At 47.7% G+C, this 16,999-nt stretch carries 18 protein-coding genes; 4 read left to right on the forward strand and 14 right to left on the reverse strand.

Features of this window, described 5'->3' with window-relative positions; translation table 11 throughout:
• Positions 1-39 precede the first annotated feature (39 nt).
• The 3 genes from CLV60_RS31230 to rho all read right to left on the reverse strand — a co-directional run bounded on the left by CLV60_RS31230 (position 40) and on the right by rho (position 2,828).
• Entirely contained in the window at positions 40-558 is a 519-nt protein-coding gene (locus CLV60_RS31230; protein ID WP_106599333.1) for a helix-hairpin-helix domain-containing protein, read from the reverse strand.
• A complete protein-coding gene (locus CLV60_RS31235) occupies positions 555-908 on the reverse strand; it encodes a hypothetical protein (protein WP_106599334.1) in 354 nt (117 codons plus the stop codon). The genes CLV60_RS31230 and CLV60_RS31235 overlap by 4 nt, the downstream gene beginning before the upstream one ends.
• Before the next feature lie 117 nt (positions 909-1,025).
• The gene (gene rho / locus CLV60_RS31240) at positions 1,026-2,828 is read right to left on the reverse strand and encodes a transcription termination factor Rho (protein WP_106599335.1); all 1,803 of its coding nucleotides are present in this window, start codon (positions 2,826-2,828) and stop codon (positions 1,026-1,028) included.
• A 495-nt stretch (positions 2,829-3,323) separates the two neighbouring features.
• Here rho and CLV60_RS31245 point away from each other — a divergent pair, with 495 nt between their 5' ends.
• Genes CLV60_RS31245 through lptC form a run of 3 tightly spaced genes read left to right on the forward strand, consistent with a single transcriptional unit; the run spans position 3,324 to position 5,906 of the window.
• Positions 3,324-4,046, forward strand: coding sequence for a type III pantothenate kinase (locus tag CLV60_RS31245; RefSeq protein ID WP_106599336.1), 723 nt, complete (start codon positions 3,324-3,326; stop codon positions 4,044-4,046).
• Positions 4,030-5,319 carry a BamG family beta-barrel-assembly machinery protein gene (gene bamG / locus CLV60_RS31250; protein WP_510185979.1) on the forward strand — a complete coding sequence of 430 codons (1,290 nt, stop codon included), beginning with the start codon at positions 4,030-4,032 and terminating at the stop codon, positions 5,317-5,319. Before CLV60_RS31245 ends, bamG begins: the two co-directional genes overlap by 17 nt.
• A gap of 11 nt (positions 5,320-5,330) precedes the next feature.
• Positions 5,331-5,906: an LPS export ABC transporter periplasmic protein LptC gene (lptC, locus tag CLV60_RS31255; RefSeq protein ID WP_229211216.1), complete on the forward strand. Its 576-nt coding sequence runs from the start codon at positions 5,331-5,333 to the stop codon at positions 5,904-5,906.
• On the opposite strand, the gene CLV60_RS31260 is transcribed toward lptC, so the two are convergent.
• From CLV60_RS31260 to CLV60_RS31310, 11 genes are all read right to left on the reverse strand, one after another.
• Positions 5,903-6,340 carry a c-type cytochrome gene (locus CLV60_RS31260; RefSeq protein WP_229211217.1) on the reverse strand — a complete coding sequence of 146 codons (438 nt, stop codon included), beginning with the start codon at positions 6,338-6,340 and terminating at the stop codon, positions 5,903-5,905. The two genes, lptC and CLV60_RS31260, sit on opposite strands and share 4 nt — an antisense overlap.
• Positions 6,337-6,999, reverse strand: a complete 663-nt coding sequence (locus tag CLV60_RS31265; protein WP_106599337.1) for an SCO family protein — start codon at positions 6,997-6,999, stop codon at positions 6,337-6,339. The genes CLV60_RS31260 and CLV60_RS31265 overlap by 4 nt, the downstream gene beginning before the upstream one ends.
• Before the next feature lie 7 nt (positions 7,000-7,006).
• Positions 7,007-7,444: a viral A-type inclusion protein gene (locus tag CLV60_RS31270; protein ID WP_106599338.1), complete on the reverse strand. Its 438-nt coding sequence runs from the start codon at positions 7,442-7,444 to the stop codon at positions 7,007-7,009.
• 30 nt (positions 7,445-7,474) lie between these two features.
• The gene (recN, locus tag CLV60_RS31275) at positions 7,475-9,130 is read right to left on the reverse strand and encodes a DNA repair protein RecN (protein ID WP_106599339.1); all 1,656 of its coding nucleotides are present in this window, start codon (positions 9,128-9,130) and stop codon (positions 7,475-7,477) included.
• A 130-nt stretch (positions 9,131-9,260) separates the two neighbouring features.
• Positions 9,261-9,515 carry a hypothetical protein gene (locus CLV60_RS31280; protein ID WP_106599340.1) on the reverse strand — a complete coding sequence of 85 codons (255 nt, stop codon included), beginning with the start codon at positions 9,513-9,515 and terminating at the stop codon, positions 9,261-9,263.
• A gap of 10 nt (positions 9,516-9,525) precedes the next feature.
• On the reverse strand, positions 9,526-10,452 hold the full coding sequence (gene porD, locus CLV60_RS31285; RefSeq protein ID WP_106599341.1) for a type IX secretion system protein PorD: 927 nt from the start codon (positions 10,450-10,452) through the stop codon (positions 9,526-9,528).
• Positions 10,437-11,645: a bifunctional phosphopantothenoylcysteine decarboxylase/phosphopantothenate--cysteine ligase CoaBC gene (gene coaBC, locus CLV60_RS31290; RefSeq protein WP_106599342.1), complete on the reverse strand. Its 1,209-nt coding sequence runs from the start codon at positions 11,643-11,645 to the stop codon at positions 10,437-10,439. Before coaBC ends, porD begins: the two co-directional genes overlap by 16 nt.
• Before the next feature lie 85 nt (positions 11,646-11,730).
• Positions 11,731-12,042 (reverse strand): DNA-directed RNA polymerase subunit omega, encoded by a 312-nt coding sequence (locus CLV60_RS31295; RefSeq protein WP_015814652.1) that lies wholly within the window; start codon positions 12,040-12,042, stop codon positions 11,731-11,733.
• A 47-nt stretch (positions 12,043-12,089) separates the two neighbouring features.
• Positions 12,090-13,013: an outer membrane protein assembly factor BamD gene (locus tag CLV60_RS31300; protein WP_106599343.1), complete on the reverse strand. Its 924-nt coding sequence runs from the start codon at positions 13,011-13,013 to the stop codon at positions 12,090-12,092.
• Positions 13,014-13,089: 76 nt separating this feature from the next.
• Positions 13,090-13,680 carry a T9SS type A sorting domain-containing protein gene (locus CLV60_RS31305; protein ID WP_229211218.1) on the reverse strand — a complete coding sequence of 197 codons (591 nt, stop codon included), beginning with the start codon at positions 13,678-13,680 and terminating at the stop codon, positions 13,090-13,092.
• A 202-nt stretch (positions 13,681-13,882) separates the two neighbouring features.
• Positions 13,883-15,493 (reverse strand): OstA-like protein, encoded by a 1,611-nt coding sequence (locus CLV60_RS31310; protein WP_106599379.1) that lies wholly within the window; start codon positions 15,491-15,493, stop codon positions 13,883-13,885.
• A gap of 112 nt (positions 15,494-15,605) precedes the next feature.
• Between CLV60_RS31310 and tilS the strand changes: the two genes are divergently transcribed.
• Positions 15,606-16,937 (forward strand): tRNA lysidine(34) synthetase TilS, encoded by a 1,332-nt coding sequence (gene tilS / locus CLV60_RS31315; RefSeq protein ID WP_106599345.1) that lies wholly within the window; start codon positions 15,606-15,608, stop codon positions 16,935-16,937.
• Positions 16,938-16,999 lie beyond the last annotated feature (62 nt).

Consider the following 16,999-nt stretch of genomic DNA (forward strand, 5'->3'; position numbering starts at 1 on the left):
CGAATGGAAAAGCCGCTGTAACAAGCGGCTTTTCGTTTTTTATGATCTTCCTGAAATCAGTTTGTGTTTCAATCTTTCCAATTCTTCCCATTTCTGCTGCTTTGCCAGGCCAGCCTGTTGCGGCCAGGTCGACGGGTCGTGGAGCTGGTAACGAGGGCCGGCCTTTTTAAGAAAACTTGCAATGCGTAGCAGAGACGTTTCCATGAGCTGTTCATAGGTATGAATACCCTCTTTGTTCAAAATCTCCTCGATTTTAGGTCCTATTCCCTCAATGACTTTGAGGTCGTCGGGCGCGTGATCGGGGCTGATGGGGGGATAAACGGTTTTGTGAGCGTTGGTAGCAATCGGGTAATCCACTGTGGTGTTCGTTAAAGTCCGGTATTGAGCGAGTTCGTATTTCTTTTCCTCTATTAATTCCCGCAAGTTATCAATTCTCTTTTTGATAATCACTTTTGCAAGAAACCAACCGGCGACGGTGGCGGCGATCAGCAGCACGGTGATTTCTGCAACCGCTACCGGAAGACTGTCGAGATCAAAAGTGATAGCCGTCAAGTTCATTGTTTCGTTTGATAGTAGGCCAACTCACGGTGGATGCGGTTCAGTTTGTACCGCAGATCCCTTGTTTTTTTTACCTCATAAGCCCTGCCCAATATAAAGCCGATAATCAGCGCGACGCCGATCATAATGGTGTGCTGCCAGAAATGCGTGAGCTCAACGTAGTAAGCAGGAAACCCGAAAGGGCGGAGGGTGAGATAAAGCTGGCCCCGCTGCGCGGACATTTCCGGTAATAGCGATTGTGAGCCGAATATCATGTCGCAAAACTGCCGGATTCTGCAAACATGCCAATAAATAGAACCTGCTATCCAGAATCCCAGGAACGTCCACCAGAGCGCCTTGCTATTGAACATAAGGAACAGAGTTTGACGGATGTATGCTTTTACCTAAAAATAGGATTTCGTCAAATAATATCCAATAGGAGGGCTAATAACGCAATAAAGCCCGGACGTTAGCCCGGGCTTTATGAGTTATCGGTTCATTGAGATCAGGAACTCTTCGTTGTTCCGCGTCCCTTTCATGTGTTCCAAAAGGAAATCCATGGATTCCATTGCATTCATATCTGCCATGTGCTTGCGCAGGATCCATACTTTCTTGAGAGTTTCCTTGTCGAGCAGAAGGTCCTCGCGGCGCGTACCGGATGCCATCACATCGATAGCCGGGAAAACGCGCTTGTTGGACAGCTTGCGGTCGAGTTGCAATTCCATGTTACCGGTACCTTTGAATTCCTCGAAGATAACCTCGTCCATTTTGGAACCGGTGTCGATCAACGCGGTTGCGATGATGGTCAGCGAGCCGCCATTCTCGACATTACGCGCAGCACCAAAGAAACGTTTCGGCTTGTGCAATGCGTTGGCATCCACACCACCGGAAAGGATTTTACCGGAAGAAGGGACTACCGTGTTATAAGCACGCGCCAGACGTGTGATGGAGTCGAGCAGGATTACTACATCGTGACCGCATTCCACCATTCTTTTGGCTTTTTCCAAAACAATGCTCGCTACTTTCACGTGGCGGTCGGCTTGCTCGTCGAATGTCGATGCAATTACCTCGGCGCGTACGCTGCGCTGCATGTCGGTAACCTCTTCCGGACGTTCGTCGATCAACAGGATCAGCAGGAATACTTCGGGGTGGTTACGGGTAATAGCGTTCGCGATTTCTTTCAAAAGCACGGTCTTACCGGTTTTAGGCTGAGCCACGATCATACCGCGCTGGCCTTTACCGATAGGTGCAAAAAGATCGAGAATACGGGTGGAGTATTGTTCCGGGCGCGAGCTCAGGCGCAGGCATTCATCCGGGAACAATGGGGTAAGGTATTCGAATGGGATACGGTCGCGGATTTCTTCGGTGGTTTTTCCGTTAACCGTTTCCACGCGCAGTAGCGCGAAGTATTTTTCTCCCTCTTTCGGCGGGCGGATCTGACCTTTTACGGTATCACCGGTTTTCAGACCGAACAGTTTGATTTGCGAAGGCGAAACGTAAATATCGTCGGGGCTCGCCAGGTAGTTGTAATCCGCAGAGCGAAGGAAGCCGTAGCCGCCATCCTGCATGATTTCCAGCACACCTTCGTTGACGATCAGGCCATCAAACTCTCTCACATAGTTATTGTAATTGCGTTTGATTTTCGAAGAAGGGTCTTCGCGTTGCGCCTGCGGCTGTTGATGTCTCTCCTGACCTTCGTGAGGAGGGCGCTGCTGGCGCTCTTCACGTGGTTGGGCCACTGGTTCCTGCGCAACTACCTCAGGTTTTTCTTCCTGAATATCAGCCTGAATTTCCGCAACCGCTACTTCCGGTTCGGTGGCTGCTTCTATTTCCGCGGGGATTTCTTCTCTGCCGAGATCGTTGAGGGTATCATTATCCTCGTCGATTTCGAGCGATGTATCTATATTTTTGGGTCGTTCTTCCTGGCGTTTCGCGAACTCCTGACGAGGGGTATCGAATAACGGTGCAGAAGAAGGGACCGTTGGGAGGTCTTTTTTATTCCGGACGGGACGGTTATTTCCGCCTTTTACCGGAACGGGCACAGGGGTTGGCTCGATAGGCCTCCTTGCACGTTTTTTCTTGGGTTCGCCGGATTCGGCCGGGGCGGCTTCCAGTTCAGGGATTTCCACCGCAACTGGCGCGGCAACAGGTGCAGGTGCTTCCTGCTGCGACATTATCCGGTTAATCAGTTCTTTTTTAGGAAGTTTGGCATGATCGGGTATTCCCAGAGCACCCGCTATTTCTCGTAGCTCTGATAAAAGCTTAATGTTTAAATCATCAATTGTAGGCATACAGAAAATGGAAAGTAAAGGGTCACTTTACCAATTGGACAATAAGGTTGTGAATATAATTGGATATAAACAGGACTGCGCGCCCTGAAGTCACGTGATGGTCATTGATAGGTTGATAAGCATTTATTGCGAAAGCCCGCGCGAAAGGCTTTACAAACAGCAAAACTTTGATGGATCAAATCTGAAAATTGTAACAGGTACAAACAGGAAGTATTGACAATAAATCAGCAAGATTTTAAATCTCGATAACGCTGAGGTGCGAAGTTACTGCGAGATGGAATTTGGATTTACGAGTCGATACTGACTTGGATGGACGAAGGTAAACATATATGGTTTAATTTCCAAATATTTAGCTTAAAAACCGTGCCACGCGGGTTATTATTGTTTTTGTACGATAAAAAATGTCTGATAATGTGCCGAAGTCAGTGATTTAGCGTGTAGTAACTTCTTCATAGCCTTAGTTTTTGTGACCGGAAAATCGGAATTTTGCGGACTATGAATATTGTTGTGGATTCCGGGAATACCTTTTCGAAGATCGGATGGTTCGAAGGGGAAAAACTTATACGATATACGACGCACCTGGAATTCCCGGAATTGATCCGGAATATCAGGGCGGAGCTGCCGGAGTACTTGTTTTTTTCGTCGGTAGGAAGGACGCAGGAAGAGTTTCAGGACGCGCTGGGTGAACCGGTTCAGGTAATGGGGCTGACCCCCGACACGCCTTTACCGATTACTAAGCAATACGACACTCCGCAGACCCTCGGCGCAGACCGGATTGCCGCCGCCGCGGGAGCGAATTATCTTTTTCCGGATGAAGATCTTGTGGTAATCGATATGGGAACCTGCATTACTTACGACCTCATCGACCGCCATGCTGCATTTCAGGGCGGGTTAATTTCTCCCGGTGTGCGGATGCGATTCAATGCAATGCATACGTTTACTAAAAGACTTCCACTTTTCGAGCCTGAAAAAGCGCCTGATTTGATCGGAAAAAGTACCCGTCAGGCCATGCAAAGCGGTGTCATGAACGGCACCCTTGCTGAAATCGAAGGAATTATTGAACGATACCGACACAATTACCCGACTTTACGCGTAGTATTATGCGGTGGGGATGCTGCTTTTTTTGAAAGTAGCTTGAAACCACCCATCTTTGCGGTGCCGGAACTGGTTTTAATAGGATTGAACAGAATTTTAACATATAATGTCTCTTTACAGTAGAATAGGAATAGTCACGCTTGCCATTACACTCGGTTGGAGTTGTACAAATCTTGCAAAAGCACAAGGATTGGGCAATTCTCCGTATTCATCGCTCGGCATGGGGGAGTTTTACGGGGATGCATATTCCGACAATACTGGTATGGGAGGAGCCGGCGTAGCCTCAGGAAGCGGATTCCAGGTCAACAACCTGAACCCGGCACTCTGGGTGCGTAACAGGTTTACCACACTGGATGTGGGGTTGGTCGGACAATATAAAGACATAGCGTCCAGCAACCTGAGACAGAAAAACGCGGGTGGAAACCTGGCGTATTTGTCGTTGTCGTTTCCAATTACACCAAGATGGGTAATCGGGGCCAATTTGAAGCCGTATAGTTTCATTGACTTTGAGAACACATTTACGCGTCCTGTGTCCGGCTCACCAGGTGTTGCGCAATACACAGTTTCTGGAAAGGGCGGCGTCAACAAGGCTTCGTTGGTCAACTCATTCCAAATTAGCCGTTATGTAAGTCTGGGTCTTGAAACCAGCTATTTTTTCGGCAACGTGCGCAGATCGTCGGATGTAATGCTCATTGTTAATGGTGTCCCATCCGATTACATAGTGAGCCTCAACGAACGCAATACCTATTCGGACATTGCTTTTCGCGCCGGTGGTTCCGTTCGGATCCCTATAAAAAAAGAGAACAAGCTGAACCTGAACCTTGGCGGTGCATATAGTTTCAGTACTGCTTTGAATGCGACTAAGACGACTTCATTCGAACTTACCCAAGGATCATTCCCGGTGGCAACGCCGGATACATTGGAGAACAACCTTGGCGGCTCCATGAAAGTGCCTGAGCAATATCAGGTCGGCGCAACGCTTGAATGGCCATTCAAAATGACGGTATCAGTGGATTACAGCCACCAGTCGTGGTCTCAGTACAGAGGTTTCGGAAATGTGAACGAGGCGCTGAGAGACGTGAATCGTCTGCACGTCGGAGCGGAGTATATCCCAAAGTTCGCTTCGCTTAATTATTTTGACAACGTTCGTTACCGCATTGGTTTCAGCACAGGTAATACGCCGTATGTGGTGGGCAATACGAAAATCAATGATACGAATGTCAGCCTCGGATTTACATTCCCGATGGGCCGCGGTTTTGCCAACTTCCTTTCGATTGCATTCGTGGGAGGGCAGCGCGGTACTAACTCGGGCGGAGCGATCCGCGAGCGTTACGGGCGCGTGGTCTTGGGCGTGACGCTCCTGGAAAGATGGTTTGAGAAGAGAAGGATCGATTAAACGGCAATCTTATGCTTCGTAAAAGCATTCAAAAGGTATTTTCAAAAGGAGATAATCACTTATCTCCTTTTTGTATTCTGGTGCTTTGTATGCTGCTTTTCGCAGCTTGTGAATCCAAAACGGAAAAGATCGGAGCCGTCTACAACGGACCGATAGAAATTGTCAACGACCTGGTGGTAAAATACAGCGAGCAGGGCAATATGAAGGTATATGTGAAAACACCCAAATCGCTTACCTATCAGAATGAAACCCGTGTTTTCCCCGATTCGGTAAATATCAGCTTCTTCGATTCACTGGGAACTGTTGTAACTACCCTGCGCTCGGATTCGGGCAGGTACGACCGCAATGCGGATGTGTACATTGTAAAAGGGCACGTACGCGTAGTCAAGTTGCAGGACCATCAAATCCTGACCACCACCGAGCTCAATTGGAGCCCTGGCACGCGGAAAGTTTTTACAGATAAGCCATTGAAAGTAAGAAACACATTAACGTCGGAAACCACCAATGCCGTAGGTATGGATGCTGAGCAGGACTTTTCGCGGATCAAATTGCGGAAAGGGACCGGTACATTCCTGACAGAATTTTAGTTAGCCTTGCATTCTACCAGCGCCTTGTGCACGACTCCGATCGGTGTGTAAACGCTGTCCTTCCCCCATTTCATCGACACAAAGCTCACGATCTCCGCAATTTCTATTTCGGTTAATTTAGGATTGGGAGGCATCGGCCTGCTGAACTTCTTGCCGTTCACGACGATCGTGTCGCTCATCCCGTACTGGATAATGCAGGCCACACGTGCCTTATCTGACAGAATTGGCGATCCGGCAATGGGCGGATAGAGATTGGACATCCCTTTACCTTCCATTTGGTGACAGTTAGCGCAATGCGTCATGTACAATTGTTGTCCGGTCACAAAATACTGCTCACTTTTCAGCTCTTCAGAACTGTGGCACGATGCCAGGCCCAGCGTCAGGAACGCCAGCATGCGGGCCGTGGCGGTACGATTCAATAGCAGCAATTTCATTTCTTATATTCAGCCAGTAACCGTTCCATGTCGTTGAGCAACTTTTTGGTACCTTCTTCGGTAGTACCATCGTACATGCCACGCACGTGCTTATCCTTGTCGACCAGAATGAACGCGCCGCTGTGGATGTATCCGCCCTGCACCGTAGTGTCTTCTTTGGCCGTGGACATATAGTTCTTCTGACCAATTTCATAAATGCGGGCCTTATCGCCAGTCAGAAATTGCCATTGTTGGCCTTCCACGCCCAAATCTTTCGCAAACTGATTGAGTATGGCAGGCGTGTCATGCTCGGGATCGATGGAGTGGGAGAGGATCATCACATCCGGATTACCTTTATATGCCTCGTAGACTTTCACCATTTGCTTTTTCATAACGGGACAAATGGTAGGGCAGGTAGTGAAGAAAAAGTCGGTCACGTAAATCTTGTTTTCGACAATTTTCTCGGTAATCGTATCGCCGTACTGGTTAACGAATGCGAATTTCGGGATCTTGTTATAAATGGTGTCAACGACTTCCTTTCCATCGACAGTCTTCTTCACTACGTCGCGCTCTCCCAGGATCGGCAGTTTACTATCAGAACCACCACAACCGGTAACGGCGGCCAGTGAACCTGAAATGAACAGGGAATGGAAAAGGATTGATTTTAATTTCGAATTCATAAACGGGTTATTCTAAAAATGTTTTCGCCTCCTGGATCGATTTCAGTGTGGCTTGTTTGACGAGCAATATCCTTTCTTTCTCTTTTTCGAAATAAAGGAGCGCTTCTTTGGGTTCCAGTTTTTTGGCAGAATCGCCGCGGTAGGCGTGCATCCAGTCCATCATAAGCTTATCGGCATCGGCCAGTTTCTGATTCAGATCCACCGCCTTAATGCGCTGTTCGGCCATAGTATTGCTGCTTACACCTACATTCTGAAGGCTGTCAATCCCCTGAATTTTTTTGGAAAGCTGCGATTTCAGGCTCATAATATCTTCCTGCTGAGGCATTACTTCGTCATGGATGGCTAGTACTTCGGTTTCAAGGCCTGTGAGTTTTTCCTGGTCTTTGTCTTTTCCGCATGCAAAGCAAAGCACGAGAAGGAACGATAGAAGGATAAGGTTTTTCATGTAAAATGGATTTAACCGAATAGGTGTATGTTAATCCCTCAGGATCATTTCGCGCGCATTATGCAGCACGGCTTCCGACGGATTGTGTCCGCCGATCATCTGGGCGATCTCCTGTACACGTTCATCGATGGTGAGTTTTTTAATCCTGCTGACAGTTCTGTCCGAGGAGTGATCTTTATATACGAAATAGTGCGCGTCGCCGCTGCTGGCAATCTGATGCAAATGCGTAATGGCGATAATCTGGTGATTTACAGCCATATTTTGCATCATTTTTCCCATCTTTTTGGCAATCTCGCCGGAAACCCCGGTATCGATCTCGTCAAAAATAATGGTCGGCAACTTTCGCTTGTCGGCGAGTATATACTTAATAACCATCATCAGCCGGGAAAATTCCCCGCCGGAGGCAACTAATTTCAATTCTTGCGGGACAATACCCTTATTACCGCTGAAAAGGAACGTTGCGGAATCGATTCCGCTCGGTGTAGGGGTGGTTTCGTTGATCTGGATGCTGAGCGACGCATTGGGAATACCCAGCTCGTACAGCCGGTCCAGAATAAGTTTTTCAATGGCCTTGGTCACTTTTCTGCGCCTGTCGGAAAGTACTTTCGCACCGGCAAGCATCTTGTCGTGTGTCTGTGTGACTTTCTTTTCGGCCGCAGCCATGTCCTCATCCAGGTTCATGACAATGCTCAGCTTGCCTTGTAAGCCGGCCTCGATATCCAGCAGTTGGGAGACGGCCGATACCTGGTGCTTTTTGAGTAATGAATAAATCAGGTCCAGCCGTTCCTGAACGACCTCGGTCCGAGCCGAATCCAACTCCACATTCCCATTCACCTGGTCGATTTCCTCGGCCAGGTCGCGCAGCTCAATGAGCGCACTCTGGGCACGCTGGCGCAGGATGTCGTATTCAGTCACAAGCCGCGACGCTTGCGTAAGTGAGCCCACCGCACTTTTCAACAAATCAAGAGCCGAATTTTCCGGATTGTCGAGATAAGCGTGGGCCAGTTGCAGTTTTTCTTTAATCTCTACCGCATTTTCCAGGATTGTTAGCTCCTGTTCGAGTTTCTCTTGCTCGTCGGCTTTTAAACCTGCATTATTCAATTCCTGAAAAAGGAACTGGTCATAATCGAATTCCTTGCGAAGCTGGTGCGCCTGGCGTTTCAGCTCGTCGAAAGCCTTTACAGCTTCCCGGTAAGCATTAAAATCGGCCTGGTATGTTTTGAGCAGATCGGCGTTTTCGGCATAAGAGTCGACAACGCGCAGTTGAAACTCATTGTTACCAAGCAATATCGAATCGTGTTGTGAATGTACATCCAGCAATTGCATGCCGATCTTCCGCAGTGTTTCGAGGTTAACAGGCGTGTCGTTGATGAACGCCCTGGATTTGCCGGCTGCGGAGATTTCACGGCGAACAATACATTCTTCCGAAAAGTCGAGATTCTCATCCTCGAAGTTGGGAGCCAGATCGTAGCCTGTCAGATTGAAAGTGCCTTCGATCACGCATTTTTCGCTGCTGTCGTATAGCGATTTTGCATCCGCTCTGTTTCCGAGCAGCAGGCCTATTGCACCCAGCATAATGGATTTACCAGCACCCGTTTCTCCCGTAATGATGTTCAGGCCGGGATCGGGGGACATTTCTAGGTGCTTTATCAGCGCATAGTTTTTGATCAGTAAATTAGAAAGCATGTCTAATTTAGGAAGCAGATTGCCGGAGATAATGCAACCTGGCTGTGATGAAGGGGATCAACGTTGTCTCCGATACGAATATAGGCATGATCTTCCCAATTAGGAAATATAACAGGAAGTTGCTCCGATTTTATAAGGTGGCGTGCCTGCTTGGCGGCACAATGCCTTTGCTGTCGTCATAAACGACTTCATATAAGTCGGAAAGGGCGATCTGATGCTGATGATCTCGCGTGTCTTTCAATACAAGCTGCGTGGCGTCGATGGATATTAATCTGCCGAAAACGGTATTCCCATTTGATAATACGGCATTGAGAGGCAGTTTTTGTAGAATGCCCTGCTTGCTCTTTATTTCGTCGGGTGTAACCCGTATTAATCTTTTACTCATGAATAATCTGCTACATGGATAGCCGCTGGTAGAGCTGGGTTTTTGAAGGGTCGAGATTAACCAGCAGGGTGTAGGCCTGCACGCGCTGCTCCGGTAATCCCTCGATCATAATTTTATATAATTCATCCGATTTGGCATCAAAAAATGAATTGACCACTACACTCGCCGGACGGAGCTGATTCACTTCCTTAATGGTATTCAGGAATTCAAGCGTTTTCGCACGGGTTTCCGCCGGATTCTGTGTCGCTACGTCCAGGCCCTGGCGATAGTACTTGTACATTCCTTCGCGAAATGGTGTAAATTGCTGGCTTTGAAGGTTTTCTATCAGCCAATAGCGGTTTTTAGAGTCGCCGTTCGAATCCCAGCCACGCTTGTTGGGCGAGGAGTTTCTCGCAAGGTTCACAAGGTTGAATGCCTTCTGAACATATGGCGAGCCCCCCATTTTGCTGAACGAATCATAATCAAAAATCAGCGCGATGTTGGCGTAAAACGCCAGAATATACGGAAGCTCTTCCGTATAGCTGTTTTCATTAAAATACAACTGCGTGCTGGGCAGATAGGTAAATGTGAAGTTCTTGTCGACATACGTAAAAAGCACTGTTTCGTAGGTGGACCCATAAACCGGACGGGATACTATCAGCTGTGCATTGCCTTCGTAGTTTCCCTGTGCCAAAGAGCGGGTCAGGTTCACATTGAGCTTACATTTGATCTTCTCTTCCTTGGCAAACTGGTCGTTCGTCCAACGGGTATTATTCAGAAAATCATTCATGTAGGTTTGCAACTGGTTCATCGACTGCGGGTCAGTCTTTTGTTGCGCCACCAACTGTTCATAATTGAGATTGACGGTAAACTGGAACTCCTGCGCGTATGCACGTTGCACGAGCATTCCCAAAACCATCGGGATAATCAGGATCAGTAGTTTTATGCTTCGCTCCATTTGGCTAGTACGATATTAAGAATGTCCTGCGCGACCTCTTCCTTGGATTTAAGGTCGAACTGCTGCACATTTTTGTCTTTGTCAATAACGGTTATTTTGTTGGTATCGTGTGCAAAACCTGCCCCGGGATCGTTCAGGGAATTTAAAACAATGTAATCGAAGTTTTTCCGGATGAGCTTATCCTGGGCGTGGTTCAGTTCGTTTTCGGTCTCGAGTGCAAAACCGATGATCGTTTGTCCGGGCCGCTTCAATGCGCCCAGGGTTCCCGCAATATCGGTCGTTTTGGCAAGGTCCAGTGTCATGCTGTCGCCTTGTTTCTTGATCTTTTGTTCGGCCACGTACTTCGGCGTGTAGTCGGCCACTGCCGCTGCGAAAATGACCAGGTCATTAGCTTCGAAATTCTCCTTTGCTGTATGGAACATCTGGCTGGCAGTTTCGACAGCGATTGTGCGGATGTTGGGATTGGACGCTTTCAGATGCGTAGGCCCGCTTACCAGCGTCACATACGCTCCCGCAGCCGCGAAGGCTTCCGCTATGGCATATCCCATTTTGCCCGAAGAGCGATTGCTGATAAACCGGACCGGATCGAGCGGTTCTACCGTGGGGCCAGCGGTAATCAGGACGTGTTTAGAGCGGGCAACAGGCCGTTGCGCGAAATGGGCGCCGAGAATTTTGATGATATTTTCCGGCTCAGCCAACCTCCCGTCACCGATCAGTCCGCTGGCCAGCTCTCCGTGTTCAGGGGAAATGAAGATGTTTCCATAACTAACCAGCTTTTCAATATTAAGCTGCGTGGAAGGATGCTTGAACATATCCACATCCATAGCAGGAGCGAAGAATACAGGGCATCGGGCCGAAAGGTAAATGGCCGTGAGCAGGTCGTCGCAATGGCCAATGGCACATTTGGAGAGTGTTTTTGCTGTGGCAGGAGCGATAATGATCAGGTCAGCCCAAAGGCCGAGTTCGACGTGGTTATTCCATTCACCCGTTTCATTTTTGGTAAATGAGGTTAGAACGGGATTTTTGGAGAGGGTCGACAACGTCAGCGGCGTAATAAACTCTGTTGCCGATTGAGTCATTACCACACGAACCTCTGCTTCCGCCTTCACCAGCAGCCGCACCAGCAATGCAGATTTATAGGCGGCAATACTTCCCGAAACGCCCAGCAGTATCTTTTTACCGTTCAGATTCAATTTTACAAGGATTTGATTGTAAAGTTAAAACAAAAAAGCCCGCCATCAATCAGATTCATGGCGGGCTTCGGGAAATGCGGTTGTATTATTCTTCGCTGGCGTCGCGGTAGCTATGGTAAGTTTTGCCTTCGATGAATTCATCGATTGCAATGCTTCCTGCCTTAGGCATACGCTCATAAAATTTCGAAATTTCGATTTGCTCTCTGTTTTCAAACACTTCTTCAAGGTTATCCACACCGGAAGCAAATTCAGCCAGTTTGTTGTTCAGCTCTTCTTTCATTTTGCTGGAAATCTGGCGAGCCCTTTTGGAAATGACCGATACGGATTCATACAGGTTACCTGTTACCGCCGCTATCTTGTCTGTATCACGGGTAATGATCGATGGATTCGTTGCCATAATGGTCTGATATAGTTAAATTTTTAAAACGATATAAATGGTGCCTGCTATTGGCCGTTCGGGGCACTGACAGCCGGCGTGGTAACCTTAGCCGGTTTAGTGGCCGGGTCGGGTTGAGCTTCTTTCAATTTCTGACGTTCGGCTTCCACCTTGGCGATCGTCTCGATCTGCTTCTGGCTGTCGTCGTACATTTTTTCGGCATCACGGTTGAATCTGCCGGTAGGATATTTGTCGACAAGCTCCTGGTAGAACTTCACAACGTCCTGGAATCTTTCCTTTTGCTTATCACTGAAACTGTTAGAAGCCAGGTTGTACTGGGATTCTACTTTTAGGAATGCAAGCTCCTCGTTGTATTGTGAATCGGGGAAGTCCTTACGGAAGTTTTCAATTGAAATAACCGCCGATTTAAGCGACATTGGGTTAAAGTCACTGATCTTGTGATATAGCCTCGCGCGTTCGTAAGCTTTTCTTTCGAGTTTGGATCTCAATTCAAGAATGTAACGGGTACATTCTTCGCGGAAAGGGCTATCAGGATAGGTATTGATAAAGTCCTGCATGGCAGAGATAGCCGTGTGTGTGCTGGTCTGATCGAGAGTGTATGGCGACGAGTCTTTATACAGCGAAAATGCATGCATGTACAACGATTCCTGCGCGTAATCGCTGCGGGCGTAGGTGTCGTAAAATTTCTTAAAGAGAAACTGGCTGGTATTGTACTGGCCCTGATGGTATTGCGAATAAGCGTAATAGAACTGAGCGAGCTCGGATTCGGTGCTTCCTTTGAGCAAAGGTATCAACTCCTCAAAAAGCAGTCCAGCGCGGTAATAGTCCGCCTTTTTGTAATAGGCCATGGCAGCATCGTACTTCTGCTGATCTGTGCCTGTCTTCTGTAACTTGGAGAACTTACTGCAGGAAGTAACAACAAGGATTGCAATGAATAGCAAGAAATAGCTTGCCGGACTGTTTTTTCGCATATTAACTGCAAAGGTAATAAAAAAAAGCTACACGATTCATAACGAATGCGTAGCTGATATAGTGTTAAAAGTTAGCCTATTGCTGATGGCGAACGAGCATTTTCTTGGTGGCCACTTTTTTGCCGTCGACAGATAGCTGGTAGAAGTACAGGCCGGTAGCCATGTCTCTCGTATTTATCCGCAGCTTGCGGTCATTTTTGTTGAGTGTAAACTCCTGCATTTGTGAGCCGAGCACATTATAAAACGTTAGTTTCGCATCACGCAAGCCTGGATTGATCGTAAAATCAATTTCCGCGTATTCGCTTGCAGGATTTGGATAAACATTGGAAACTGAAATCTTGTCATTCACGAACAGCAGTTCCTCTGCTCTCAGTTGCGCTTCCAACGCCGGGGATTTCTTTTCGCTGCCTTTTTCGGCTACTTCAACAGCCAGTGCGTTATTGTCTGCGGCATTGGCGGATGCAAAAAGAAACGAAGTGTAGAATCTATTCAGCGCTTTTGGATTTTGCAAAGTCAGTGGTTTGTAGCTGACACCACTTGAAAAGTTTGAGAATTTGATGTTCTGGGTTGCGGGGGCTTTCTTCTTGCCGACCATATTCAGGCGGCTTCCCCCCGACACACTTTGGGCCTGTAACCCTTGAATACTCAGGGCCAAGGCTAAAATCATATATATAAAACGTATAGTTCTTTTCATAGCTGCAATCGGATACTTTTGACTAATGCGTTATGTGTTTTTAGCTGAAAAGTACGCTACAAAAATATAGAGAAATAATTGTATATTCAAAATATATTGTGCGAATGGGTAACTTTATTTTTGTACGGTAAAAAATCGTGCCGTTAGCTAAACACCGTCACAATTTCTCATAAACTTATTTTTCCTGCCACGTCGTCTTGGCCTTGGTCGGTTTCTCAGCAATACGCCAGTTAAAGCCGTCCAGTTGCCTCTCAGCGGGCTTTATTTTGGAAGGAGGGATTAACTTCCCATCCGGTTTTCCGATGAATGCGATCCGCTGGATGCGATTATCCTCGAAAAGCAGGTTCATTCTCCCGCATTCGACCCTATTCAGACCGATATTTTTCTGCTTATCATCTACCGCATAGTAGGCACTTTCCCCGTTGCCGTCTACCAAAACCTGCTTCAATTTGTTTCCCGTCTGAAAGTAGGCGTTGATCGTCCGTCCCTTCACCTGGTTGAATTGCTTCACAAGCGTGTCTTCGGTAATGACGAAAGATTTCCCCTTGAGGAGCATTCTGTTGATTTCATTGCTGACCAGGAAAGCGGTGATCGAATCGGCTTCCATCTGGTAATGCTGGTCGCTCCACAGGATAGGCTTGCGGAAAAAGCGGATGATCGAATCGGCGGTATCGTAGGTGATCGAGTCACATTTTCCCTGGAAATCGGATTTGTAGATAAATACATTGCGATCTCCGATCAGCTTCCGCGTGCTGTCACGCGAATTCTCGAAAGAATAAAGCGTGTCTGCCCGAATGTAGAGCGTGTCCTGGGATACGACATTTCTTACGTAGGCGTGACCAAAAATTTTGGAATAGCCTTTTGTCTTCCAGTAATATCCCTCGTCGCCATTTAATACCGTTTTGTCTTTTTTAGCGACAATCACCACGTTGCCTTTGCCCTTGCCGTCATTGGATTTACCATCCACTACAAGCGAATCGGCGGTGAGCGTATACGTTTCGTTGTCGACGGTCGTGCGCGTATGAAATGCTGACTGGGTGGATTCCGTATTGTATTGCCCTTTGGTTCCGACCACTGTACCGTCCTTGTTCACGATCTTGGTCTTGCCATTGAAATACGACCATTTGGTGAGCGAGTTATAGAGCAGCGTATCGGTTGTGAGCGTATACTTTTTGTTCACCAGCTTCACATTTTTGTAATAGGTGAATTCTTTCGTGCTCGTGTTGTAAACGCCTTCTTTGCTGGTGAGTACATTCTCCTCGTCGACCGTCCGGCCCGGTAGCTTGTAGTAAGCCATCCCGTTGGCCATGTCGTACTCGATTTTTCGGGTTGTAAGCGTCTTTTTTGTGTCTTTCAGGACCGTTTTCTTTCCACTTACGATTGCCAGGCGGGTGTTTCCGTAATAATAGAGCGTATCTCCCGTTACTGTAATCGTGTCTCCCTGGACAATCTTGACATTACCAAATGCCTCGATCATATTGGAGTTGATGTGCTGGATAGCAAGGTTGCTGTATAAAAGTGCTCCCTTATGCCTGAAAACGCCATTTGTGACTCGCCGCGAATCGTCGCCGGGCTCGTTGATAATTTCCAGCTCGTCCGATTTCAGGATCTCCACCAGGTTATCACTGGGAAGAGGCTGCGCCTGAGGTAATGCTTTCTGTGCGAACAGATAAGGCGAAAAAATCAGTAAGGCAAAGAACGTCAGTTGAAATATATTTCTTTTGATATTGATGACGCCGAAAAGTTTAAAAGGGTTGCAGGTTCCTGCACTATTTTTTTTGTTCATGTTGCTTTTCTTTCTCTTACCTTTGGCTGGATCCTGTCCCGTTACCATCCCGACGAAGAGATAAATCCATTCTCATTTATTCAAAAGTACATCAAATCCGATTCGCAGGCTCATGTTGGATTCGTTTTTAACTTTTATTAACCAACACACGCCGGACCTGGAACAGCAGCCGACTTTACTTGCTGTGAGCGGCGGAGTCGATTCTGTGGTATTGGCTCATCTGTTTCATAGTCTGGGACTTACGGCAGGGATTGCGCATTGTAACTTTGGTTTGAGAGGGGAGGAGTCGGATGGTGATGAGGCGTTCGTACGTGAACTATCGGCCCGTTACAATTTTCCATTTTTTGTGACGAAGCCGGATGTTAAAAACTTCGCGAAAAGTACCTCCATTTCAACTCAAATGGCTGCCCGGGAACTGCGGTATCGGTGGTTCGAAAAGGTTAGACAGGAATCGGGTTACATATGGATCGCGACGGCGCACCATGCTAACGATTCGTTGGAAACTTTGCTACTTAACGTCGCCCGTGGAACCGGCCTCGCCGGATTGACGGGAATTGCGCCTGTCAATGGTCATCTGATCCGTCCGCTGTTGCTCTCAAGTCGCGCCGAGATAAGCCGGTATGCTGCGGAAAACGGTATTCAATGGCGGGAAGACCGGACCAATGAAACAGACGACTATTACAGGAATAAGATCCGTCATCACGTGATTCCGGTCCTTGCCGAGTTGAATCCTTCGCTGGAAAGTACTTTCAATGTTTCCTCAGAGCGGCTGCGGGCGGCCAATGCGTTGCTTGAAGCGCATTTGCAACGCTGGAAAGCGCAGATTGTTCGGGAGGAGGCTGGTACTATTCGTATACCGATCGCCGGCCTGTTGAGTGAAGCGGAGCCCGCTTACCGGCTGTGGTTCATTTTGCAGGATTTCGGTTTTCAATATGGCCAGCTGCGTAACATTGTAGCCTCCCTCGAAGGGATTTCGGGAAAGCGCTTCTTCTCCCCAACGCATGCATTGCTGGTCGACAGAGACCATATCTTATTAAAGGCGTCATCTCAAACTTCGGATCCCGAAGTGCTGACTATCGAGGAACCTGGCGTAACCTTTCACTGGCAAGGCGCGAAGATCAGCTTGCGCGTATTACCGGCCGGAAGTCCTCCTCATTTCGACAATGCAACGATCGCCGTGGATATCAACTGCATTACATTCCCGCTAACCTTGAGAAAATGGCAGCAAGGTGACATCTTTCAGCCCTTCGGAATGGGCGGCAAGCGCAAGAAAGTGAGTGATTTATTGATTGACAATAAAGTCGATCTTTTTGAAAAGGAAAAGACGGCGGTACTGCTTAATGGCGATGGTGAAATTATCTGGGTGCTAGGGCTTCGGGCAGACGAGCGATTCAGAATAACAGAAGCCACAAGCAATATTCTGGAGATCACACTCAATGGCTAGAAACTAAAAATGGTCGGATTAAGAATCCGGCCATTTTTCCACGAATTTCTATCCTAACGTAA

Origin of the sequence: Dyadobacter jiangsuensis (genome assembly GCF_003014695.1) — a bacterium.
Taxonomy (GTDB): domain Bacteria; phylum Bacteroidota; class Bacteroidia; order Cytophagales; family Spirosomataceae; genus Dyadobacter; species Dyadobacter jiangsuensis.